The following is a 23,227-nucleotide window of genomic DNA, read 5'->3' as shown; positions in this document are numbered from 1 at the left end:
AACACTGCATCGAAATGAAGTCAGCCGAGGGTACAGGATTGTGCCCGTACGAGTGGTGAGAGTCCGCATTAATAACTTTAAGCAGCAACTTCTCGCCCCCGGGTCGTACACTCGGCCGCACGCGCAGGAGGGGGCAGTAATGACACACGTCACGGAACCGAGAGGATGGGCTTCACAGCCCCTGCTCGAACGGGAAAACGAAATTCTCGCGATCCACCGGGCCGTCAGCGACCTGTACGGCGCGACGGACAAGGGACCGGGCACCCGCCGGGGCGGGGTCCTGACCTTCGCCGGAGCGGCCGGCATCGGCAAGACCACCCTGCTCGCCGAAGCCCGACGGCACGCCGTCGAGCGCGGCTGCACCGTCCTGTTCGCCCGGGGCGGAGAGCAGGAGCGGCAAGTCCCGTTCCACGTGATGCGCCAGCTCATCCAGCCGACGTTCGCCGCCATGAGCGAAGACGAACGCCGCGACGTCCTGGGCACCTGGTACGGCATCGTCGCCCCCGCACTCGGGCTGACCGCCGCCCCGAAGGGCCCCGCCGCACCCGACCCGCAGGGCGTGCGCGACGGACTGGACTGGGTCGTCACCCACCTCACGGTGCGCAGCGGCGCCCCCGTCGTCCTGTTCCTCGACGACGCCCACTGGGCGGACGCGGAGTCCCTGGCCTGGCTGACCGCCTTCGCCGCCCGCGCCGAAGAACTGGCCATGCTCATCATCGTGGCCTGCCGCCCCGACGAGATCCCCGCCGACGCCGCCTCGCTGCGCGCCCTGATGGGACGCCAGGGCATCCGCCCGCACGAACTGGCCTCGCTCTCCACGAGCGCCGTGGCCCGCATCGTGCGCGACACCCTCGGCGAAAGCGCCGACGACGTCTTCTGCCGGGAATGCTGGGCCATCACCGGCGGAAACCCCTTCGAAGTCGTCGAGTTGGCGATGAAGGGCCGCGACCGGGGGATCAAGCCCCACCAAGAGGACATCCCCCAACTGCGCGACCTCGCGTCCGCGGTCAAGGGCAGCGGACTCATCGACCGCATCGAACAACTCGGCCCCTCCACCGTCCGACTCGCCTGGGCCGCCGCCGTCCTGGGCACGGCCGTCCCGATCACCATCATCGGAAACGTCGCGGCCCTCGGCGAGGCACAGGCCGCACAGGCCATCGAGCAACTGCGCGCCGCGCGCATCCTGACGGTCCTCACCAGCGTGCGGCGCAAGGAGGTCGTGGACTTCTTCCACCCCCTCATCGCCACCGCCGTGTACCGCTCCATCCCGCCCGGCGTGCGCGTCGCCATGCACGGCATGGCCGCACAGGCCCTGGTCGACGACGGACACGGAGCCGCGGCCGCCGCCCGCCACCTGCTGGAGATGCACCCCGAGGGCGACCCCTGGGTCGTGCAGCAGCTCCGCCAGGCCGCGCGCGACAGCTTCTCCGCGGGGGCGCCCGACGCGGCCCGGCGCTACCTGGCCCGAGCGCTCCGCGAACCCCCGGAGATGGAGGACCGGGCCGAAGTGCTCTTCGAACTCGGCTCCGCCAACCTGCTGCACGATCCCGGCACCACCATCAACCAGCTCAGGACGGCCCTGGAAGAGCCCAGGACCGACCAGGCGCTGCGCGAGGCGATCACGTACCGGCTCGCCCAGGCCCTCGCCTACACCGGCGAACTGGCCGCGGCGTCGGGCGTCCTCGCCGACGAGGCGCGTCGCGCCACCAGCTCCCGCACCCGACTGCGCATGCAGGCCGAGCAGTTCAAGTGGAACTCGGTCCGGGTCGACGAGGAGAACTCACCGGCCCGGTCCCGACTCCTCGCCCAGTTCGCCAAGCGGCTCACCGGACGGGGCCTGCCCGAGCGGCACATCCTTGGCCTGCGCGCCTGGGACGCCGCGATGCGCGGCGAATCCGCCGCGACCGCACTGGCCTACGCGGAGCAGGCCCTGGACGGCGGCATGAGCTGGACCGACCAGGACTTCGGATTCGAGGTGCCGGCCGTCGTCGCCGTCACCCTCATGTACTGCGACCAGCCCGGCCGCGCCGAGGAGCTCTTCAACACCGGCATCGTCGAATTCGAGGCGAAGGGCTGGCGCGGCGCCCACCTGTCGTTCGTGTACACCCTGCTCGGCTACGTCCGCTACCGGCGCGGCCGGCTCGCCGAGGCCGAGGACTTCGTGCGCAACGGCCTGCAGATCGCCGACCGCATAGGGCACGGCATCCCCGCGCAGTGGTACGCGATCGGCACCCTCATCGAGACGCTGCTCGCGCGGGGGAACGTCACCGAGGCCCAGAAGGTCGCCCGTACCTACAAGCTCGCCGAGGGGTTCCCGAAGGCCGTCGTCTACCCGGACCCCCAAGCGGTCTGGGGCAAGCTGCTGCTGGCCCAGGACCGGATCGAGGAGGCGGAGCAGCACCTGGTGGCGGCCGGCAAACGACTCGACCTCCGGGGCACCCGCAACCCGTCGTGGAGCTCCTGGCAGCTGGACCTCGCCCTCGCCCAGCTCACCCACGACCCGGACCAGGCGCGCGCCACGGCGACCGAGGCGGTGGCCCGGGCCCGTGCGTTCGGCGCGGCCAGCGCCATGGGCCACGCCCTGCGCGTCTCGGCGGCGACCAGGGATCCGGCGCACGCGGTGGTGCTGCTGCAAGAGGCGGTGGGACACCTGGAGAGGTCCCCGGCCGCCTGCGAACTGGCCCACGCCCTCATCGACCACGGCAGCGCCCTGCACACGATGGGAGACCCGCACCTGGCCGCGCAGCAGCTCTACCGCGGGATGGAGACCGCCGCGGCCTGCGGCGCGGACATCCTGGTGGACCGGGCGCGGACCCAACTCGCATCGGCCGGGCTGCGGCCGCGCCGGCTCTACTCGTCGGAACAGGACACCTTGACGATCGCGGAGCACACCGCGGCCCGGCACGCCGCCCAGGGCCTCGACGCCGCGGCCATCGCCAAGCAGATGCACCTCGACACCCAGTCCGTCGCGGAACTCCTGTCGTCGGTCTACACGAAGCTGGGCACCGACCGGATGGGCCTCCAGCGGACCTTCCCGGCGTGACGGGGACCGGGGGACCGGGCGGGTCCGGGGACCGGGCGGGTCCGGGGACCGGGTCAGGGCGGGCGAACGGCTCGGGGCGGGCGAACGACTCGGGCTGAGGCCCGCCTGACGCGCGGTCTCCGAGCCGGCCCCCGGCGCCTGGCCCGACCCTCCTGCACGGGGTCCGCGAAAAGTTTTCGTCCGAGCCTCGTTTAGTCGGGCAGAAGCGGGACACTCGCGTATCCAGCGGGCCGCACGACGCCCCCCCCTGTCGGTAGGGCCCGCTCAGTGGAGCGCCGTACGCATGCCCCACCCCCCCCGGGGCAGGCGTACGGCCCCACCTCCACCCCATTCCCATCGCCCACCCCTCGCACCCCCGTCGAAGAACCTTCGGGCAAGGCGCACACGGTCGGGTGTCGTGGCCTGCCCGTGGCCGTGCGACGCCCCCGCGGCCGAGGGGGCGGGCGGGCCCCGGCAGCGACGTGCGCGGCCCGTAGGACCGTGCCACGCTGGTCACAGGACCAGGTACGCCCGCCGATAAGCCACCCGGGTACACGCCGAGGAACGGGGCGTGCTGCCGTGGTGCGAGGAACGCCCCTGCAGGCCTACAGGCGCCGGTTGCCGCTGGCAGCGGAGCCTTGGTGCCCGCGGCCTCGGGGACGGCGGCGTGCACGGCGGTACGTCGGCATCGGGCGCGACGAGAAGTGTGATCCCAAGCAGTGCCGCGGCAACCACGTCCGCGTCGGTTTCGAGGGCTACCACGATGGGTGGACGACGGGCCGGGGACCGGGTGGAGCGGACGCAGTGGTGGCCACGCGCGGAAAGTTGGAGGGAGACCTGGTTCTTCTCCCCAGTCCCGGCCCTGGTGTTGGCCCCCTTCCCGGCCCCGGCCCTGATGAGGCTCTCGGGAAACGGTGACGGAGACGCTGAGAGAAACGCCGATGCGAGTCGCGTGACGACGGGGGGATGTCGTTACGCGGCTCGCATCGGCTACGGGGACCGCGCCGCTCACCTCGAGGCCGCCCGTACCTCGCGTATGGCCGTCTCCGGGGCGAGCAAACCGGGCAGCGGAGAAAATTCCGCGAGAGCGGTGTCCGGGCGTCGGGGCGTCGTATCGTCCCATCGGGTGATCGGCCGGCGGCGCGATTCGGGAACGGCGGGCGGGGCATGCGCGGGGGAGGGACAGGGCCTTCGGGCTGTCCGTCGACAGGAGGAGGAGTCACCAGTGACTGCTTACGTGATCACCGTTCCCGGCACGTTCATCAGGGAGGCCAGCAGCACGGATCGCGCGGAGCTGGTGCGCCGGCTGCGTCCGGTGGACGCGTCGCGCTCCGACTTGGGCGAGGCGGAGGACCTGGACCTCCTGAAGGTGAACGACGACGGGACCTTCTGCTTGCGGCTGGAGGTGGAGGCGGCGAACCAGAAGACGGCGGAGGGCACTGCGCTCAGTTTGGCGGCCGCTGCGCTGGAGGGCTCGGGCTTTTCGGAGCGCGACGCTCCGCTGGGGCCGCCCGCGGTGACGGGCATCGACAGCGGCGTGTGACGCCGACGGTCGGCGGCCGTGGCCCCTGTCAGAGGGGTTCATGCCTGTCGGCTGCACCTGTGGGTGAGGTGCTGGTAGTGGTGGGGCGGCCGGCCATGTCGCGTTGGTTCTGTGGCCCGCTGCCCTGCTTCCTGCGCGGGGATGCTCGCGCGGTGTTGCTCGGCGCGGTGTGGTGCCATTGGCGCTCTCGCGGTCAGTGTCGCGCGCCGCTTCGCGTGCTTGATGCTCCTGGTATGCGGTGTGTGTCCTGTGACGGTGGGGGTGTCCGCGTCACTGGTGGTGGTCACTGGTGGTGACGGCCCTGACGCCGGGACCGTGGCCGGGCTGTCCCTCGTCCTGCTGATCTTCGATGTTGCCGGCGCGGTCGTGGTCCTGTGCGTCCTGCCTGTTCGTTTGTGGCGTGTGGCTGCCGTACTCCACGGCCCTGGCTGAACGTCCGTCCGTTGCTCGTCCGCGCGTACCGCACCGCGGCTGCGCCCGCCGTCATCCGGCCGATGCTGTCCGCCTTGGCTGTCGCACGGTGCTGCTGCACCGTGCGGTTCCATACATCGCACGGCGTCGCTGTTCCGCACGTCTGCCGCTGCGCCGCACCACGCGTGCCTACCGCACCGTGCCGCCGCGCTGTGGCGCCGCCCGACCCGCTGCGTTCCCCGTCGTCGTGCTGCCTGTCGTCCGATCCGTCCGACCTGCCCGCTGTTTGCTGCCTGTCTGCCTGCTGCTGCCGACTGCCCACGGTTGGCTGTGGGTGCTATCGGGTGGTCCATCCTCCGTCGATGCTGAGGGTGGCGCCGTGGATGAAGGTGGCGCGGTTGCTGGCGAGGAAGGCGGTGGCTTCGGCGATCTCTTGGGGAGTCGCGATGCGGGGGAGGGGGGTGGTGTTGATGAGGGCTTGTTCGAGGGTGGGGTCGGTGTTGAGCCAGTCGTCGATCATCTCGGTGCGGGTAGTGCCGGGGGCAATCGCATTGATGCGGATGTTGTGTTGGGCGTATTCGTTGGCGGCGGCTTTGGTGAAGCCGATGACGGCGTGTTTGGAGGCGATGTAGGGGGCGGTGACGGGGGTGGCGACGAGGCCTGCGGTGCTGCTGTTGTTGATGATGGTGCCGCCGCCGGTGGTGAGCATGGTGCGTATTTCGGCGCGCATGCAGTTCCAGATGCCGCGGACGTTGGTGTCCATGATGGTGTCGTAGGTGTGCTCGTCGAGGAGGTGCATGGGTTGGGGGGTGGCGCCTGTGCCGGCGTTGTTGAAGGCGGTGTCGAGGCGGCCGTAGGCGTCGAGGTGGACGGCGACGGCGCGGTTGACGTCGTGGGGGTTGGTGACGTCGGCGATGACGTATTGAGCTTGGTGGCCGGCGTTGTTGAGTTCTTCGGTGAGAGCGGCGAGTTGAGGTTCGCGGCGGGCGATGAGGGTGACTTTGGCGCCCTCGCGGCAGAAGACGCGTGCCGTGGCTGCGCCGATGCCGCTGCTTGCCCCGGTGATGAGTGCTGTTTTGTTGGCCAGGAGGAGGTGGCCGGGTTCCGGCGTGGTCATCGCGTGAAGGTAACACGTGCTGTGACTAGTTGTGTTGGGGGTGTGGGGGTGGTGTCGGGGTGGGGTGTGGGTCGGTCGGTTGGGAGTGGCGGTTAGGAGAGTTGTGGGTGGGTTTGCGGTGTGAGGTCGGGCCGCGTCGGGGGTGGGATCGGGCCAGGGGCGTGAGTTGGGGTGAGGTGTTTGTTTCGGGTGTCGTGTGACCGATTGACCGAGTGAGGTCTTGGCGGTTTGGGTCTGTGATCGTTTGTGGGTGATCGCTGGCCCTGGTACCTGGTACCTGGTACCTGGTCCCTTGCGCCGGTTCGGTGGTGTGGAACTGGCTCGTCGGGTGAGGGGTTGCCGGAGAGGTGGTGCGGAGCTGTGCCCCCGGTCTTCGGCCCCCGGCCCCGGGTGCGGGCTGTGGGGGTGTTGTCCCGGTGTTTGTCTTCACCTCTCGGGCTCTGTGGCGGTCGTGTTTCGTGCTGTGTTCGTGCGGGGTGCTGTGCGGGTGCTGGGGGTGTCGTGGGTGTTGTGGCTGGCTGTGGCGCGTGTGGGGGTGGTGGTCTGTGGGGGTGGGTGGAGGGTGGTGGTGTTGGTGGTGTGGTGTTCCTTGGGGAGGGTTTGTTCGAGGGTTGGGGTGTTGGGGTGGGTGGGGTTTATGGGGTGGTGTGGGTGAGGGTGGTGGTGAAGATGGGGTTGTTGTTTTGGTGGGCGGTGATGTGGGTGTGGTGGGGGGTGGGGGTGGTGGCGGTGATGTAGCAGGGGGTGTGGAGTTCGGCGTATTGGTGGAATTGGGTGGTGAGGGTGGTGGGGGTGTAGGTGGGGTTGGTGGGGTGGTGGAGGGCGTGGGCGGCTTGGCGGGCGGCTTCGATGAGGACCATGCCTGGGTGGTGGTCGTTTGTGTGTTCGAAGAGGATGGGGTGGTTGAGGTCGGGGTTGAGTTGCCAGTGGTGGGGGTGGTTGGTGGGGGCGAGGACGACGTCGTGGGGGTGGTGGCGTCCGGCGGTGTGGGGGGGATGGGGGTGAGGCGGGGGAGGGGTGGGTGGGGGTGGTGTGGTGGGGGGTGCGGAGGCGTTGGTAGGTGGTGGGGGGATGCAGGTGAAGCGGGCGGTGCCGGTGGCGATGGGGTGGTTGTTGCGGTGGATGGTGGTGTGGAGGGTGCCGGAGAAGCGGTTGCCTTTTTGGGTGGTGTTGGTGCAGTGGGCGGTGATGTGGAGGTCGGTGGGGGTGGTGCCGATGTGCATGTGGTGGGGGTGGGTGGTGAAGTCGAGGGTGTGGAGGAGGACGTTGTGGGTGAGGGGGACGTGGTAGAGGGCGTGGCAGAGGTAGAGGCCGGTTTGTCTGATGGTTTCGCCGGCTTGGACGGGGTCGTGGCGGGTGTGGTCGGGGGTGGTGAAGAAGGTGTGGGCGCGGGGCCATTGTCCGGTGAGGTGGAAGGTGTGTTCGCCGGTGCGGTGGCAGCCGGTGAGGAAGACCTCGGCGAGTGAGCTGCGGTGGACGTATTCGCGGGGGACGGTGGTGGTCAGGGCGGGGGTGGGGGTGGGGAGGGGGTTGCATCGGGTCAGGGGTGCTCCGGGTGGGGGGAGCAGGGGGGTGTTCTCGCGGATCGTGAGCATGGTCATGGACGTCTCCCGCAGAGCCGTTGGACGGATGGGTCGGGGTTCCTCACGCGTTCCGCAAGATACGGACTCTCCGGTTTTGTTTGCAAGGTCTTGACGGGGGTGTGTGGTGGGCGGGGGTGTCGTGTGGGGGTGGGGGTGGGTGTCGTGGGGGTGTGGGGAGGGGGCGACCAGCGGATATCGGGGTGGGGGGTGGGTGGGGGTGGCGGGTGGGAGGGGGGTCAAAGTGGCAAGTGGTCTTCCGGTCGTGTGTGCCGGTCGGACAGGGTGGCGGCATGTGGTGTTCAGACGGGGGCGGTGGTGGGTGTGGGGTGGGTGGGGGTTGGGCTGTGGCCGTGTGGGGCGGGGGAGTTGTGGGCCTGGTGGGCCATTGGCAAGGGGGTGGGGCGGATGCCAGACTCGGGGCCGCCGCCGGTGAGTCGAGAACCGGATGGGCGGTTTGATTGGGCGGGTGTCCGTTCCGGGGCATGCCGTGTCGCCGTCCGTGGGGGAGTGCTGTGTGATGAACCGTCAGTGTCCTGTGGAGATCGATGTGTCCGGTGTCCGGATGCATGCCGAGGCGGAGTGGATCCGTGGGCGGGGTCCGGCGGTGCCGGTGGTGTTGCCGGGTGGGGTGCGGGGTTGGGCGGTGAATCGGCAGGCGGACATCCGGCGTCTGCTGGTGGATCCGCGGGTGTCGAAGGATGCCTACCGGCATTGGCCGGCGTGGGCGGGTGGGGAGGTGGACGATCGTTGGCCGTTGGCGATCTGGGTGTCGGTGCAGAACATGCACACCGCGTACGGGGAGGAGCACACGCGGTTGCGGCGGCCGTTGGCGGCCGCGTTCACGACCCGGCGGGTGAGTGATCTGCGGCCGCGGGTGGAGGCTGTCGTGGGGGAGTTGTTGGACGGGTTGGCCCGGGTGGGCGGGGAGGGTCGCGCGGTGGATCTGCGGGCGGCGCTGGCGCATGAGCTGCCGACTCGGATCGTGTTCGAGCTGTTCGGGATTCCGGAGCGGTCCTGGGCGCCTCTCCACAAGATCATCAAGGGGTTCTTCGACACGGCGATCTCTGCCGAGGACGCTCGTCGCAACACTGCCGATCTCAATGCGACGATGGCCGATCTGGTGGCGCATCGCCGGCGTAGTCCGGGGCCTGATCTGACGAGTGCGTTGATCACGGCTCGTGATGGTGCGCGGGGTGAGGCGCCGTTCAGTGAGAAGGAGCTCCTGGACAACCTGATTCTGCTGTTCACCGCGGGTTATGAGACCTCCGCCAATCTCATCAGCACCGCTCTGTATGAGCTGCTGCGTGCTCCGGATCAGTTGGCGCTGGTCCGGGCGGGGGTGGCGTCGTGGCAGGACGCGGTGGAGGAGTCGTTGCGGGTGGAGGCGCCGGCCGCGTACGGGCTGTTGCGGTTCGCGGTCGAGGACATCGACATGGGTGAGGGTGTGGTGATCGCGCAGGGTGACCCGATTCTGGTGTCCTTCGCGTCGGCCGGTCGTGATCCGGCCGTCCACGGCCCGGACGCCGCCCGTTTCGACGTCACCCGTTCCACCCGGGCGCAGCACCTGTCGTTCGGTCACGGGACCCACCACTGCCCCGGGGCGACGCTGGCCCGTCTGGAGTGCGTGGTGGCGTTGCGCCGGTTCTTCACCCGGTTCCCCGAGGCGGCTCTGGCGCCGGGGGTGGGGGGCGAGGGGCGCGGGCCGGCGCGGGTGGAGTCGTTCATCTCCAACGGGCTGCGTGAACTGCCGGTGGTCCTGGGCCGCCAGGCCGCCCCGCATCCCGACCCCGGCTCCGACCCCGGCCCCGGCCCCGGATACGGGGTGGAGGGCGGCTCCGGCCCCGGATACGGGGTGGAGGGCGGCCCCGGCCCCGAATACGGGGTGGAGGGCGGCTCCGGCTCCGGCTCCGGATACCGGGTGGGGGGCGGATCCGGCTCGGGCTCCGGCGTGGGGGGCGGTTCCGGTTCCGGCTTCGGTTCGGGAGGCGGTGTGGAGGGTGACGTCGGTTTTGGCGTCGGTGCGGGTGTGCGGGCAGGGGCCGGTGCGGGTGCCGGGGTGGGTGTGGCCGGGGGTGCGGGGGGTTCTGTGGTGCGGGTCGAGGTGCGGGGTGCGGGTGTGGTTGCCGGGCCGGTCGGGGAGCGGGTGCCGGGGGTGGTGCACGTGCGGGCTCCGGTGCCGGTCTCGGTGCAGGTGCCCGACACGGGTTCGGGCGCGGGGCCGGGCGCGGCGTCCGGTTCTGGTGCCGGTCCCGTATCCGGTCCCGGGGTCGTCGGCGTCGATGCCGGGGCCGGTGTCGGCGTCGAGGCCGTGGTCGAGGCCGGGGTCGGGGACGGTGTGGATGCCGGGGCCGGTGTCGGTGTCGGTGTGGATGCCGGGGACGTGGTCGGGGGTGGTGTCGTGGTGGACGGCGGGTCGGTTCGGGGTTCGGGCGGGGGGCGGTGTCCGGTGCGGGGTGTGTGAGGCGGGTGGGGGTGAAGGGGGTTGTGGGGAGGGTGGGTTGGGGGTGGTGGGTTGGGGGTGTGTGAGGGCGGGGCGGGGTGTGCCCGCTTGATAAAATACGGACCTTCTGGTTGGTTTTACTGAGGGTGGTGGATTCGTGTATGCGGGTCCGGCCGGAGTGGCCCTTGGACAACGGAGGCACCGTGGCACGGCAGGAGCGTGCGGTACGTACGCGTCGCGTGATCTTGGAGGCGGCTGCGGCGGTCTTCGACGAGCGGGGCTATGACGCGGCCACCATCGCCGACATCCTCTCCCGGGCGGGGGTCACCAAGGGGGCGTTGTACTTCCATTTCGCGTCGAAGCAGGAGTTGGCGCAGGGGGTGCTGGACGAGCAGTTCGGTGAGGGCGGGGTGCCGCAGCGGGAGAGCAAGCTGCAGGAGCTCGTGGACGTGGCGATGCTGTTGGCGTACCGGATGAAGCGGGAGCCGATGTTGAGCGCGGGGGCGCGGCTGTCGTTGGGGCCGGGGATGCGGGAGATCTTCGGCGGGGGTTCGGTGCCGGGGTGGATCGAGTTCACGCGGACCTTGCTGGTGCGGGCGAAGGAGCAGGGTGAGCTGCTGGTTCATGTGGATCCGGCGGAGACGGCCTGGATCCTGTCGGCCTGCTGGACGGGTGCGCAGATCTACTCGCAGGCGTTGAACGACCGTACGGACGTCGAGGAGCGGGTGGCCGCGGTCTACCAGCACATCTGTCCGAGCATCGCGACGCCGGCGATGCTGGCCCGGCTGGACATGGCGCCGGACCGCGGGCAGCGGGTGGCCGCGGAACTGGAGTCGGGTCGGGGCCCGGTGCGCGAGGCGGACCCGGCGTTCTCCTGAAAAAAGGGGGGTGCCGGGTGGGGGCGCGGCAGGCCCGGCCGGCGCGCGAGCCCCCGGGCGGGGGCGAGCCCTGGCGTGTGCGGCTCCGTGGGCCGGGTCCGGGGCTTGGGTTCGGGGAGGTCTCCGGGTCGGGGCCGGGTGGGCCGTGGGCGGGGGCTGGCTGCCGTGGCGGCGGGCCTGTGGCGCGGGTTGGGGGCCCGGTGGGGCTGTCGGCGGCCGAGGCCCGTGCCGGTGGCGCGGTGCCCGGCGCCTGGTGCCCGGTCCCTGGTGTCCGGTGTGTGGGGCGGGTGTGGGTGGTGGGGCGGGTGTGGTGGTTGCGGGGGTGGCCGGGGGGCGCTCCAGTGGGATGCGAGTGTGGCTCCGGTGGGGCGGCCGACTGTGACGCGAAGATCTTTTACCCCCTGAGGCAAACCGCGTTGGCGGTTTGTGGAGACATTTCCATGGTCAAGCAGGAGCGTGCGGCCCGCACTCGGGAATCGCTGGTGCGTGCGGCCGCGGAGGTGTTCGCCGAGCAGGGGTTCGTGACGGCGTCGATCGCGGTGATCAGCCGTCGGGCCGGGGTGAGCGCGGGCGGTCTGCATTTTCATTTCGAGAGCAAGACGGCGTTGGCGGAGGCGGTCGAGGAACGTGCGGCCGGTGCCCTGCGGCAGGTCACGGCCGCCGGTTTCCGGGCTTCCTCGCGTGGACGGCCGGTGGGGGAGCGGGACGCGTCGGGGGCGGCGGGGCGGGGGCCGGGTGGCGGGGCGTTGCAGGTGTTGGTGGACGCGACGCACGCGTTGATGGCGTTGCTGGCCGGGGATGTGGTGGTGCGGGCCGGGTACGGGCTGTGCGCGGATGCCTCGCGGGCGAGCGGGGTGGACCTGCGCCGGCAGTGGGCGCGGTGGGTCGAGGAGGCGGTACGGGCCGCCGCGCGGGAGGGGACGCTGGCCGAGGGGGTCGCGCCGCGGGACGCGGCGCGTGCGGTGGTGGCGTGGACGGTGGGGCTGGAGGTTCTGGGGTCCCGGGAGCGGGAGTTGATCGCCCCGAACGCCCTCACCCGGTTCTGGTCGCTGACCCTGCCCTGCCTCGCGGCGGCCGGCATCCTGGACGACCTGCTGCCCCAGGGATCACGGCCCCCGACCACCGCCGGGCCCTCGACGGCGGCCGGGCCCTCGACGGCGGCCGGGCCCTCGACGGCGGCCGGGCCTTCGACGACCGCCGGTTCGCCGACGGCTGCCGATTCCCCGATGCCCGCTGATTCCCCGATGACTGAGGGGTCTGCGACGACCGTCGGTTCGACGACGGCCGCCAGTTCCCCGACGACCGACGGTTCGTCGACGACTGGGGGGTCCTCGACGGCCGCCGCGCCCGCGAGGGCTGCGCAGTCCCCGCAGTCCCCGGAGTCCCCGGAGTCCCCGGAGTCCCCGGAGTCCCCGGAGTCCCCGGAGTCCCCGGATTCTCCGAACCCGTAGCTCCTGGGGTTCGCGGAGTGCCGGGCGTTCGGATGCCTTCGTCCCTGTCGGCCCCGCCGGCCTCGTCGGGCGGGCCGGAGCGGGCGGCCTGGCGGGTGCTCACGGGGGCGTCCGTGCCGTCGGGGCTTCCTTGGTCGGCCGGGGAGGCGGGGGTGCCTGAGTCGTCCGCGCCGTAGGGGGTGCCGTGGGGTTGTTGACGGGGCATCGGGGGTCCGGCCGGGCCCCGTGCCGGCTGTCTTCTGCGGTCGGGTGGGTGCGTTGCCTTTCGCTCCTGGTGCCGGGCGTCCTGCTGGCGTCTCGCGCGGGGTCTGGGGCGGGGAGCGGGAGTCGTTGGCGGTGGTGTGCGGCGGGCCGTGTGCCACCTGCCCTGTTCTGTCTTGCCCTTGTGCGGTTGGGTGCCGTGGCCGTGGCCGGGGGTGTGTCGGTGGGGGTGGTGCCGCTCGGAGGCTGCTCTCGGGCGCTGGTTGTCGTGCCTCGTCCACCGGTGCCCGGCGGTCGTTGGCGCGCGGGTGGGGGTCGCGCCGCGGGCGGGTGTGGCGGGCGGGACGGTGCTCGCCGTGGTGTCCGGATTCCCCGGGCGCGGGGGCGCCGGGGCGTGTCCGGCCGGTTGCGGGGGAGCGGTGTCGGTGCCCGTGGGCCCGGTGCCGGTGCCGGTGTCGGGGTGTGGTGCGGCTGTGGTGCGGCTGTGGGTCGGAGGGCGGGTGAGGTGGCCGGCCGGGGTGCGTGGGGTACCTGCGGAGGCCCGGAGTCGGGCCGGGCCGGGCGAGGGGTGGTGTGGGTGGACGGGGCGCCGGGACGGGATGGGGTGTGTTGCCGCCGGTGGGTGTCGTGGCGGATCATTCGGCGGTCCGGGGATTTGAGGGGGAGCCGGTGCGGTTGCGTGATGTCAGGGGCGACGACGTCGACGCCTACGTCAGGATGCGGTGCGATCCGGTCATGATGGGCGACCTCGGCGGACCGCTGCCACGCGAAGGCATCGACGACAAGGTCCGGCGGGACGTCCGGAGGGCGGCGGCCGACGTCGACTGGATCAAGATGATCGTCCCCGATGCTGCGGCGCCTGACGTCGTGGCGGGAACCGTGACCTTGTGGTCCCACGATGACGGGGGCGGCGGCGGGGCCGTGACGGAGATCGGATGGATGGTCCTGCCCGAGTTCCAGGGACGAGGACTGGGCGGCCTTGCCGTTCGCACTCTGCTCGAACAGGCCCGGGACGACGGCCGTTGGGGTGTGGTGCACGCGTTCCCGGCGACCGGCAACGGCCCCTCGAACGCCATCTGCCGCTCCCTCGGCTTCCGCTTCGTCGGTAAGTGCCCGGTGACCTTCGCGGACCGGGTCCTGCGGACCAACCACTGGACCGTGGACCCCGGCCGCGACCTCACCCGGCGGTGACGGCCCCACACCAGGGAACGCGGTGACGCGCACAGCCGCCCATGGCCGCCTGCACACGGTGGCGGCAGTCGGACGTGCCACCGGCAATCGCCCCCCGTGCCGGGGACTGCGGGCATGTCCACGGCGGGCGGCACTTGCGCATCCGCCGCCCGCCGCCTGCCGCCCGCCGTCCGTCGCCCGCGGCCTTGCCGTGGACTCTCCCGCGCCGGGACCGGGCAGGGCGCGCAGGTGCGCCCTTGGGGCGTGGGGCGTGGGGCGTGGGGGGCAGAGGTGCCGGGGGTGGGAGCGTTCTGGTGCGGGCTGTCTTTCCTGGTGGTGGTCGGGGGAGGGGCCGGGTCGGGCGGGTCCGGTGTCGGTGGCTGTCGCGGTGGTGTGCCGATGTTCGGACGTCTGCTTCGGGGGCCTCGGGGCGCGGGTCCGCGGGCGGGCGGTGCGGGTACGGTCTGTGCGGCCTGTCCGGGCGGGGACGCGGCGCGCCGCCGGGGCCGGTGGCTGCCTGCGTCTGCCGACGGGGCCTGGGCGGGCCCCCCGGCACGTGTGGCCGCAGCCGGCAGTCGTGGTCGTGGGCAGGGCCGGGGCGGGGTGTGGGCCTGGAGGTCGGGCAGGGCTGGGTGAGGTCGGCGTGTTCCGTTTCGGGCGTGGCCTGGGTGGGTGGCGGCCTGCCGGGGTCGCGCCGGGTGAGGGGGAAGGCGTGAGGCGATGTGCCGCAGGGGGGTGGGCGCCCCTTTTTCCCGTGGGGGAGTCGTGGGCCGGCGGAGTGGTCCCGTAAGGGCTCTTCGCTCCCGGGGCGCGTTCCGTACGGCGGTGCGTCCCGGGCGGCGGGGGCTGCGGGCCTGCCCGGGCGGGTTCCATGGTGGGGGAGTGAACGGGTGCGGGTCGGCGGGGCGATCGGGGTGGGCCGTCGGGTTCCGGGCCGGGCGCGGTGGTGGCGGGGCCGCCGGTCGTCTCGGACCGGCCCGGGGTCTGTTGTCGGGGCCGGCGGCCGGTCGTCGTGGGACCGGGCGAGGGGCTCGCGCCGTCCGCGCGCCGTGTCACGCGGTATCCGCCGGCGCCGGAACACCCCGGTACCGCGAACGCGGCCCCGGCCGCAGACGCGCACCGGCCCGTCCACCGGTCGGGCCCGCGGGGATGCCGGGTGGCCGGCCGTTCGCGGCGGGACACCGGGACACCGGGACACCGGGACACCGGGACACCGGGGTGGTGGGAGGCGCCGGGTGCGTGGGGGTTGTGCCGGGCGGGCGGTCGACGGACGGGCCCGGGGCTTTCGGCGCCGGGAGCGGAGCGGGGGGTGTCGGGCCTGCAAGCCCCTCCGGGCACGTGTTCTCCCGTCCGCGGTGGCGCCGTTGCGGCCTGGGTGCGCCCGGCCGGCTCCGGCCCGCCCGTGCCCCCCTGCCCCCTGCCCCTGCCGCGGGCCCGGTGGTCCTGCCGCCGCACGTACGGGCGGCCGGGGGCGCGGAGTGCGGGGGTGCGGGGTCTTCCGGCGGGTGGGGTCGTGAGCCGGGCCGTGGCCCCCCGGGACGGGCGCGTGCGGGCCGGGCTGCCTGCTGCGGCCGGTGGCCGGTGGCCGGTGGCCGGTGGCCGGGCGGAGGGACGGGGGTGCCCGGGGCGGACCGGACCGTGCGGGCCGGGCGCGCCGTACCAGGCGTGCCGTACCAGGCGTGCCGTGCGGACCGGACCGTGCGGGCCGGGCTGGCCGTGCGGGCCGGGCCGGGCGGGTGGCTGCGCTGGTGGGGGTGCGGCCCCGGGGTGGTGTGAGGGCCGGGGATGACGTCGCAGAGGAGACTGTGCGGTCTCTTTCCAGTGGGTTCGGAGCCGGTCGCAGGGCGCGGGTCGAGGGGCCGTCGAGGGGTGGGAGCCTACCGCCCGGCCTGGTTGATCGTTGTGAACTGGCAGTTCAGAGCCGGTACTTGAGTCATGGTCGGGTCCCGCTGGTCCGTAAAACAGCACGACCGGTTTGATATTGACAAACCGTCGGTCCTGTTTTCTACTGGCGTTGCGACTCATCCAAGGACAGGGGAGTACGGCGTGGACATCGATGTACTGGGCGCGTTGGCCGTGCGGGAGAACGGGATCTCCATCACACCGACCGCCCCCAAGCCCCGGCAGGTCCTGGCCCTCCTGGCCCTCCATGCCGATCAGGTGGTGCCCGTGTCGGCACTGATCGAGGAGCTGTGGGCGGGAGAACCGCCGCGCAGCGCGCGCACCACACTGCAGACCTACGTCCTGCAGTTACGCGCCCTCATCGCGACCGCCCTCGAACAGGGCGCGAGACCCGGACAGGCACCGGCGGCCGACCCGGCCGCCGCGTACCCGGCTCCGGGAGGGGGAGCCGCGGTGCGGACCGCGAAGGACGTCCTGGTGACACTGCCCGGCGGCTACCTGCTCAGCAGCGGCGGCGGCACCCTGGACGTCAGGGAGTTCGACCGGCTCGCCGGGACCGGCTACCGGGCCATGGACGCCGGGGACTTCGCCGGAGCGGCCCGACTGCTCCGCGAGGCACTGGCCCTGTGGTCCGGGCCCGCGTTCGCCGACGTACACGGCGGCGTCCAGCTCGACATGGAGACCCGCCGGCTGGAGGAGACGCGCCTGTGCGCCCTCGACCAGCGGATCGAGGCCGACCTGCGCCTGGGCCGCCACCGCGAACTCCTCGCCGAACTCACCGTCCTGGCCACCCGCTACCGCACCCACGAGAACCTGCACGGGCAGTTCATGCTCGCCCTGCACCGCTCGGGCCGCCGCGGCGAGGCCCTGGACGTCTACCAGCGGCTGCGCCAGACCCTCGTGCGCGAACTGGGACTCGAACCCTCCGCGGCCCTGCGCCGCCTGCAGCGCTCGATCCTCATGGCCGGCCCCGAGAACCCGGCCGAGACGGGCGCGGAACCCGGCGGAGAACGACTCGTACGGGTCTGAGCCCCCCTCCGCCGGACACCGGCCCCCAACCGGGGGCCGCTCCGCACGAGGTCGCGACCCGTATGGGGTGCAGTCCGGGGGAAGTCGCGGTCCGGGGGAAGTCGCGGTCCGCGCGGGGTCGCGGCCCGTGTGAGGTTCACGGTCCCCACCCCCTACCGGGCCCGGGGCCGCCCGGGTCCAGGACCACCCGGGGCCCGGGTCCGGGTTCGGGCCGGGGCCCGGGGTGGGGGCGAGGGGCCGTGCGGTGCGGTTCGTACCGGGCCGGCCCCCATACGGCAACGGCCGTACGGGGCCGGATCCGGGTCAGGAGTGGGATGCCGGGCGGGGCACAGGTGAAGGCCCGCCCGCAGAAGCGGCAGACGCCCGCGGACACCCGTGGACGCCCGTCAGGGGCGGTGTCGGCGGTGAGAGGAGACGGCTCGGTGCAGGAGAGGTCGGAACGGACCCGAAGGCGGCTGGTCTATGCCGGGGCCGAGATGTTCCACCAGAACGGATACGCCAACGCCACGCTCGGCGACATCGCGAGCGCGGCCGGAGTGACGAAGGGGGCGCTGTACTTCCACTTCGCCTCCAAGGACGAACTCGCCGAGGCCGTCCAACAGCGCGGCTGCGCCCTGCTCCACGACTCGGTCCGCGCCCTGCGCGAGGCCGGCGTCCCCCCGTTGCAGGCCCTGATCGACACCACGCACTGGCTCGCGTGGACCCTGCACGAGGACCCGGCGGTCGCGGCGAGCTTCAGGATCACCAAGGAATGCGGCGCCGCCCCCGCGGGCCGGGCGGAACCCGCCCGGCGGTCGTCGACTTCCACGGGGCGTGGATCTCGGCCGTCTCCACCCTGCTGCGCATGGCACGGGAGTCCGGCGAGGTACCCGCGGCGGGCCGCGACTGGGAGAGCGCGCAGGCCCTGGTGGTGGCCGCGGCCTGCGGGATCGAGGTCCTGTCCGGGACCGGCATGCCCTACGGGGAACTCCAGCGGAAGGTCGCCGCCCTGTGGGCCCTGCTGCTGCCCGCACTGGTCGGGGAGGCCAGGGCGGGGGAGTACCGCACCCAGGCCACCGCCGACGCCTGGGACCACGACGCCGGCCACCGGCCCCGCCGCCACACCGCCGACACCCCCACCGGCCCGGGGCGGGGGCGGGCGCGCGGGCGGTACGCGGCGCCTACAGCGGGCCGTGAGCCCGGTACACGTGGTACCGCTGTGGGCCGCACCCCTGGACCCGCCGGCCCCCGCCACCTTTCCGCCCGACCAGCCCGACCAGCCCGACCAGCCCGACCAGCCCGACCAGCCCGACCAGCCCGACCTGCCCGACCTGCCCGACCCGCCAGACCCGTCCGACCCGCCAGACCCGCCCGACCCGCCAGACCCGTCCGACCCGTCCGGTCCGCCAGACCCGTCCGACCCGCCAGACCCGTCCGGTCCGCCCGGTCCGCCCGGTCCGCTCGGTCCGACGGCGGCCGGGAGTACGGCCCCGGCGACGGCGGCAGGACCCACGGCCGGGAGGGGGTGACCCCCAACGGGTCGCCGACCCCCGGGACGGCAACCACCCCTCGACACGCCCGTGTTCGGCACACCGTCGTCCCCGCCGTCCCTGCCGGCTCTGTCGGCGCTGCCGCTGCCGCTGCCGCTGCCGCTGCCGCTGCCGCTGCTGGTGCTGGTGTCGTGTTCTCGGCCGTGGGCTGTTCCGCCGGACGGGCGGCGCACCCGCCGGCCCGCCGTGAACCCGCCCCGGGCCGCTCCGCCCGCACGGACGTACGGCGCCCCCGGCCACCGCCGGGCCGGGCCGGGCCCGTTCCAGCTCCGCCGGCCGTGCGGCCCCGCCCCCTGCCCCGGCCCGGCCGGGTGTGGCCGACGCGCCCGGAACGGGAGGCCCGCGAGCGTGCGGGCGCTCCGCCGACGGCACTGAACGACCTTACGTGCACGTCCTGTTGGAGGCGGCCTCGAAGGGCGCTGGAGGAACCGGTGACCACCCGCGGAGCCCGCTACCGTGCCCCGGGTCGAGGACCGGACGACGAGAGGAACACGACGACGTGCGGAGGAGACCGTGAAAATTCAGGTGCTGGGTCCGTTGAGTGCCGAGGTCAACGGCGCTTCGATCGTGCCGACGGCCCGCAAACCGCGGCAGATCCTCACCCTCCTCGCGCTCTACCCGGGGCGGGTGATGCCGGTCCCCACCCTCATGGAGGAGATCTGGGGCACCGAACCGCCCCAGAGCGCGCTGACGACCCTGCAGACGTACATCCTCCAGCTGCGCCGCCGCCTGGGCACCGCCATGGGCCCGGCCGCACCGGGCGGCCCGGCCGGCGCTAAGGACGTCCTGGCCACCCGGCACGGCGGCTACCTGCTGCGGATACCGCCCCAGGCGGTCGACGTCCACGCCTACGAGTCCCTCGTCGCGAGCGGCCACGACCGCCACGAGCACGGTGACGACGCGGGCGCCGCAGCCTCCCTGCGGGCGGCCCTCGCCCTGTGGCAGGGCCCGGCCCTGGTCGACGTACGGCTGGGCCCGGTCCTGGAGATCGAGGTGATGCGCCTGGAAGAGAGCCGCCTGGCCACGGTCGAACGCCGCATCGACGCCGACCTGCGCCTGGGACGCCACACCGAACTGATCGCCGAACTCACCGACCTGACCGCCCGCCATCCGCAACACGAGGGACTGCACGCGCAGGCGATGGTCGCGCTCTACCGCTCCGGCCGCCAGGCCCGGGCCCTGGACGTCTACCGCCGACTGCGCGGACGCCTCGTCGAGGACCTGGGCGTGGAGCCCTCACCGCAGCTGCAGCGCCTGCACCAGGCCATGCTCGCCGTCGACCCCGCCCTCGACGTACCGGCCGGCCCCCGGCGGGGCACCACCTTCGACCTCTACGCCGTCTGACCCACCCCGCCCGGGCCTGTAGCGGGCCCCGGCCACCCCGCTCCACGAAGCCGCGCAGCCCGCCCACCCGCCCGCCCGCCCACCCGTCCGCCCGTCCGTCCGCCCGTGAAGGGTCGGGCTGCCGGCACGTGAGCGGTCGCGCCGCCCTTCCGCGAGCGGTCGGGGCACGGCCGCGCGCCGACGCGCACGCTCCCGCCTGCCGCACGCACTCTGCGACGGGCCAACGCCCCACTCGCTCCGCCCGCCCGCCCGCCCGCCCGGCCCCGCTCCGGCCGGGGCGCGGTGCCGCCGTACGCTGCCCCGCGCGTCCGCGAGCTCGGTCCGCGCGCTCGTGTCCTACCGCCGCCGTACGCCGCTCCCCGCCGGCGCCCGTGTCCAGCGCCCGCGCGCGCCCGTACACACGCCTGTTCGCGCGCCCGCGCCCTTGCTCGGTCCGGGTGCTGCCGCCCGGTGTCGCCGCAGTGCGTGGTCCGGGATCCGTACCGCTCCGGTCCCCTGGAGCGCTCCGCCCGCGTCCGCCCCCTGCCGGCCCCGACCCCGGGCCCGGCCCGCGTGTCCCGAGACGGCGCGGCAGTGGCGGTGGGGTGCGGCGGTCCGGTGCGGATTCACGCCCGGACGCAGTCCCCGCCCCCGGCCCGCGCCTCGGCCCGGGCCCGGGGCCAGCCGATGTCCTCGTCCGGGCGCAGGGCGCGGCCCGCGGTGAGGGCCGTGCGCAGGAGCCGGCCCGCATGCGCGGGCCGGGCGCGGGCGCGGGTCCCTGGGCCGGGGGAGGCCGGGGCGCGGTGTGCTGCGGGCGTCCAGGACACGCGGGTTGCGCACACCGATGGCCCCATCGTCGACTCCAAGGCGCTGGATTGGCGGAAGTGCAGGTCACCGGCGGGTGCCGCGGCCGGTCCTGGAGAGTCTGCCTCGAAGGGGTCGAGGACCGCTCGAAGACCGCACGACACCCGCCGGAGAGCCGCATGACGTGCGCATGAGACCGGTCCGCCGGCGCTGGCAAAGGTTTGCCCGCCCGTTGCCGGGCGCCCTACGCTCGGCGCCGGTTCCCGACAGAATTGTTGCCCCGCGACCCAGGGATGCTCATGCTGCGACAGCCCGCGTTCGGACACCGCCTGAGGAAGCTTCGGATGGCCCAGGGCCTGTCGCAGACGGCCCTGGCCGGCGAGGGCATGTCCACCAGCTACCTCTCCCGCCTGGAGTCCGGCGCCCGCCAACCCACCGACCGGGCCGTGGGATACCTGGCCGGCCGACTCGGACTGGAAGCCCACGACTTCCAGGAACAGGCCGGCGGCTCCCTCACCCAGGCCCTGACCCTGGCGGCGTCCACCGGGTCCCCCGACGCCATCGAGGCACTGCGCCGGGCACTGGCCGCCGAAGGCCACGAAAGCGCCCTGCTGCGCTGGCAGGCCCTGTGGCAACTCGCCCGCGCCGCACGCCTCCAGGGCGACCACCCGGCCGAACGCGACCACCTCGCACGGCTGGTGGAACTCGGCGAGGAGACGGACGTCGGCGAACTGCGCGTCCGCGGCCTCACCCGCCTGGCCCGCTGCCTGCGCTCCCTCGGCGAGATCACCCCCGCCCTCGACGCGGCCGTCGAGGCCCACCGCATCGCGCTCGGCGAGGACCTGGGAGTGGAAGACCGCGCCGCCGCCCTGCTCGCCCTGGTCTCGGTGACGGCCGAGGCGGGCCGGGTCGCCGACGCCCGGGTCCACGCCGACGAGCTGACCGCCCTGCTGCGGGGCCGCTCGGACACCCTGTGGGCCGAGGCGATGTGGACGGCAGCCGCGGTCCGCGTCCGCCAAGGCGACCACACCGGCGCCCAGGCCTGCCTGGACGAGGCACTGGAACGCTTCGGCAGCCAGGAGGACCTCGTCCTGTGGACCCGGCTGCGCCTGGCCACCGCCCGCCTGCACCTGGAGAAGCTCCCCGCCGAACCCGCCCGCGCCGAACACCGGGCCGCCGAGGCCGAAGCCGCCCTCGCGTTCGTCGCCACCCCCGCCCTGCGCCAGGACCTCACCGCCCTCAAAGCCGACCTCGCCTACGCCACCGGCCACTACGACCAGGCCCGCGCCCTGCTCGCCGCCCTCGCCGCGGACCAGCCCCGGATGACCTACCGAGGCCAGGTACGGCTGGAGATCCTGCGCCACCAACTGCTGATCCTCGACGGTGACCCGCAGGGCATCCAGGGCCTGCGCGACCTCGCCCAACAAGCCCAGCGGGACGCCAACATCGACCTCGCCGCCGAGATCTGGCGGGTCCTGGCCGACGCCCTCACCCCCACCGCCCCCACCCGGCACCCCGCCCCGCCTCCCGGCCCCCTGCCGGCCGCCGCCCCCACACCCCCGCCCGCCCCCCTGCACACGCCCCACCCCGCCCCGACCTCCTAGAACACCCCGCCCGGACCGTGCCGGGCAGGCCCACGGCGCCCCCCGGCCCCCGGCCCGCCCGGGCCACCGCCCCCGACCCGTCCGCCCCTCGACCCGTCCCCCCGGCCCGTCCCCCCCCGCTTTCCCGCCGGTCTCCCGGGTCCGTGCGGGGGTCGAGGGAGCCTCTAGCGGGGTGGTGCAGCGTGGGGCGCACCCGCACGGACGACCAGGGGAGGCGAGCGATGCCCTCGCAGCGCGTGCACACCAGCGAGCAGACGGCATCCGTTGCCGCCCCCGCCGACGTGGTGTACGGGCTGCTGGCCGACGCCGTGCGCTGGCCCCTGCTGCTGCCCGGCCCCGTCCACGTCGAACGCATCGACTTCGACGGCGTCCGCGAACGCCTGCGACTGTGGGACCTGCAGGACGGCCGCGTCCGCTCCTTCCACCTCCACCGCACCCTCGACCCGCACACCCGCACCGTGCGGTTCGAACAGGAGGACACCGCCCGCCCCGGCGCACCCACCACCGGCACCTGGACCGTCCACGCCCACGGCCCCGCCCGCTGCCGGCTCACCCTGGCCCAGGACCGCACCCTGGACGGGCCGCCCGCCGCCGCCACCGGACACAGCCGCGACCACTGGCAGGCCGAACCGGCCGCCCTCCTCGCCCACGTCGCCCAACTCGCCGAACGCTGGGAGCAACTCGACGAACTCCTGCTGTCCTTCCAGGACACCCTGCAGGTCACCGGCCCCGCCGAACTCGTCTACGACTTCCTCTACCACGTCGAGCACTGGCCCGACCGCGTCCCCCACATCGACGCCGCCCACGTCACCGAGGACACCCCCGGCATCCAGCTCGCCTCCCTGGACACCTGCGCCACCCCCGACGGCCGCACCCTGGCCACCCGCTCGGTACGCCTGTGCTTCCCCGCCGCCGCACGCATCGTCTACAAGGAACTGGCCACCCCCCACCCCATCGCCGCCCACAGCGGCGAATGGTCCCTGGAGCCCCACCGCGACGGCGTCCTGGCCGTCTGCGCCCAGCAGGTGATGCTCCGCCCCGACGCCACCGCACCACCCGCCCCCGACACGGACCCGGACGCCGCCCGCGGACACCCGGACGGGGGAGCGGCCGACGTCCGCGCCCAGGTCCGCACCTGGCTGGGCCGGGCCGCCACCGACACGCTGCGCCTGGCCGCCTGGCACGCGCAGAACACGGTACGCCGACTGCGATGAGCAGCG

General features: G+C 73.6%; 14 protein-coding genes. 11 read left to right on the top strand and 3 right to left on the bottom strand.

What is annotated here, in order from left to right:
* Window positions 1-139: 139 nt before the first annotated feature.
* Window positions 140-3,043, top strand: a complete 2,904-nt coding sequence (locus CP968_RS00750) for an ATP-binding protein (protein ID WP_150516138.1) — start codon at window positions 140-142, stop codon at window positions 3,041-3,043.
* Window positions 3,044-4,247: 1,204 nt separating this feature from the next.
* Window positions 4,248-4,565, top strand: a complete 318-nt coding sequence (locus tag CP968_RS00745; RefSeq protein ID WP_150516137.1) for a hypothetical protein — start codon at window positions 4,248-4,250, stop codon at window positions 4,563-4,565.
* A 748-nt stretch (window positions 4,566-5,313) separates the two neighbouring features.
* On the opposite strand, the gene CP968_RS00740 is transcribed toward CP968_RS00745, so the two are convergent.
* Window positions 5,314-6,093 (bottom strand): SDR family NAD(P)-dependent oxidoreductase, encoded by a 780-nt coding sequence (locus CP968_RS00740; RefSeq protein ID WP_150516136.1) that lies wholly within the window; start codon window positions 6,091-6,093, stop codon window positions 5,314-5,316.
* A 635-nt stretch (window positions 6,094-6,728) separates the two neighbouring features.
* The gene (locus tag CP968_RS00735; protein ID WP_244330564.1) at window positions 6,729-7,694 is read right to left on the bottom strand and encodes a ScbA/BarX family gamma-butyrolactone biosynthesis protein; all 966 of its coding nucleotides are present in this window, start codon (window positions 7,692-7,694) and stop codon (window positions 6,729-6,731) included.
* Between the two features lie 517 nt (window positions 7,695-8,211).
* Between CP968_RS00735 and CP968_RS34505 the strand changes: the two genes are divergently transcribed.
* The 7 genes from CP968_RS34505 (at window position 8,212) to CP968_RS00685 (ending at window position 19,620) form a co-directional block, all read left to right on the top strand.
* Window positions 8,212-10,137 (top strand): cytochrome P450 family protein, encoded by a 1,926-nt coding sequence (locus CP968_RS34505; RefSeq protein ID WP_268253313.1) that lies wholly within the window; start codon window positions 8,212-8,214, stop codon window positions 10,135-10,137.
* Window positions 10,138-10,277: 140 nt separating this feature from the next.
* The gene (locus CP968_RS00720; protein WP_341873719.1) at window positions 10,278-10,994 is read left to right on the top strand and encodes a ScbR family autoregulator-binding transcription factor; all 717 of its coding nucleotides are present in this window, start codon (window positions 10,278-10,280) and stop codon (window positions 10,992-10,994) included.
* Between the two features lie 440 nt (window positions 10,995-11,434).
* Window positions 11,435-12,445 carry a TetR/AcrR family transcriptional regulator gene (locus CP968_RS00715; RefSeq protein WP_189829168.1) on the top strand — a complete coding sequence of 337 codons (1,011 nt, stop codon included), beginning with the start codon at window positions 11,435-11,437 and terminating at the stop codon, window positions 12,443-12,445.
* 870 nt (window positions 12,446-13,315) lie between these two features.
* On the top strand, window positions 13,316-13,837 hold the full coding sequence (locus tag CP968_RS00705; protein ID WP_150516133.1) for a GNAT family N-acetyltransferase: 522 nt from the start codon (window positions 13,316-13,318) through the stop codon (window positions 13,835-13,837).
* A 2,025-nt stretch (window positions 13,838-15,862) separates the two neighbouring features.
* Window positions 15,863-16,747 (top strand): AfsR/SARP family transcriptional regulator, encoded by an 885-nt coding sequence (locus tag CP968_RS00700; RefSeq protein ID WP_150516132.1) that lies wholly within the window; start codon window positions 15,863-15,865, stop codon window positions 16,745-16,747.
* 62 nt (window positions 16,748-16,809) lie between these two features.
* Window positions 16,810-18,255, top strand: a complete 1,446-nt coding sequence (locus tag CP968_RS34500) for a TetR family transcriptional regulator (protein WP_341873718.1) — start codon at window positions 16,810-16,812, stop codon at window positions 18,253-18,255.
* Between the two features lie 534 nt (window positions 18,256-18,789).
* The gene (locus CP968_RS00685; protein WP_150516130.1) at window positions 18,790-19,620 is read left to right on the top strand and encodes an AfsR/SARP family transcriptional regulator; all 831 of its coding nucleotides are present in this window, start codon (window positions 18,790-18,792) and stop codon (window positions 19,618-19,620) included.
* A 605-nt stretch (window positions 19,621-20,225) separates the two neighbouring features.
* Here the strand turns inward: CP968_RS00685 and CP968_RS00680 are convergent.
* Window positions 20,226-20,426 (bottom strand): hypothetical protein, encoded by a 201-nt coding sequence (locus CP968_RS00680; protein ID WP_150516129.1) that lies wholly within the window; start codon window positions 20,424-20,426, stop codon window positions 20,226-20,228.
* 321 nt (window positions 20,427-20,747) lie between these two features.
* Between CP968_RS00680 and CP968_RS00675 the strand changes: the two genes are divergently transcribed.
* Window positions 20,748-22,007: a transcriptional regulator gene (locus tag CP968_RS00675; RefSeq protein WP_412126186.1), complete on the top strand. Its 1,260-nt coding sequence runs from the start codon at window positions 20,748-20,750 to the stop codon at window positions 22,005-22,007.
* 221 nt (window positions 22,008-22,228) lie between these two features.
* On the top strand, window positions 22,229-23,221 hold the full coding sequence (locus CP968_RS00670) for an aromatase/cyclase (RefSeq protein WP_150516127.1): 993 nt from the start codon (window positions 22,229-22,231) through the stop codon (window positions 23,219-23,221).
* Window positions 23,222-23,227 lie beyond the last annotated feature (6 nt).

This window comes from Streptomyces subrutilus (assembly GCF_008704535.1).
Classification (GTDB): domain Bacteria; phylum Actinomycetota; class Actinomycetes; order Streptomycetales; family Streptomycetaceae; genus Streptomyces; species Streptomyces subrutilus.
Note: the sequence above shows the minus strand (reverse complement) of the source record. Positions and strands in the feature narration are given on the sequence as shown.

Bases quoted from the DNA above. Each gene is read 5' to 3' on its own strand.
- CP968_RS00735 (WP_244330564.1), bottom strand. From the start codon at position 7,694: ATGACCATGCTCACGATCCGCGAGAACACCCCCCTGCTCCCCCCACCC.
- CP968_RS00740 (WP_150516136.1), bottom strand. From the start codon at position 6,093: ATGACCACGCCGGAACCCGGCCACCTCCTCCTGGCCAACAAAACAGCA.
- CP968_RS34500 (WP_341873718.1), top strand. From the start codon at position 16,810: ATGGGGTGCAGTCCGGGGGAAGTCGCGGTCCGGGGGAAGTCGCGGTCC.
- CP968_RS00715 (WP_189829168.1), top strand. From the start codon at position 11,435: ATGGTCAAGCAGGAGCGTGCGGCCCGCACTCGGGAATCGCTGGTGCGT.
- CP968_RS00675 (WP_412126186.1), top strand. From the start codon at position 20,748: ATGGCCCAGGGCCTGTCGCAGACGGCCCTGGCCGGCGAGGGCATGTCC.
- CP968_RS00750 (WP_150516138.1), top strand. From the start codon at position 140: ATGACACACGTCACGGAACCGAGAGGATGGGCTTCACAGCCCCTGCTC.
- CP968_RS00720 (WP_341873719.1), top strand. From the start codon at position 10,278: ATGCGGGTCCGGCCGGAGTGGCCCTTGGACAACGGAGGCACCGTGGCA.
- CP968_RS00670 (WP_150516127.1), top strand. From the start codon at position 22,229: ATGCCCTCGCAGCGCGTGCACACCAGCGAGCAGACGGCATCCGTTGCC.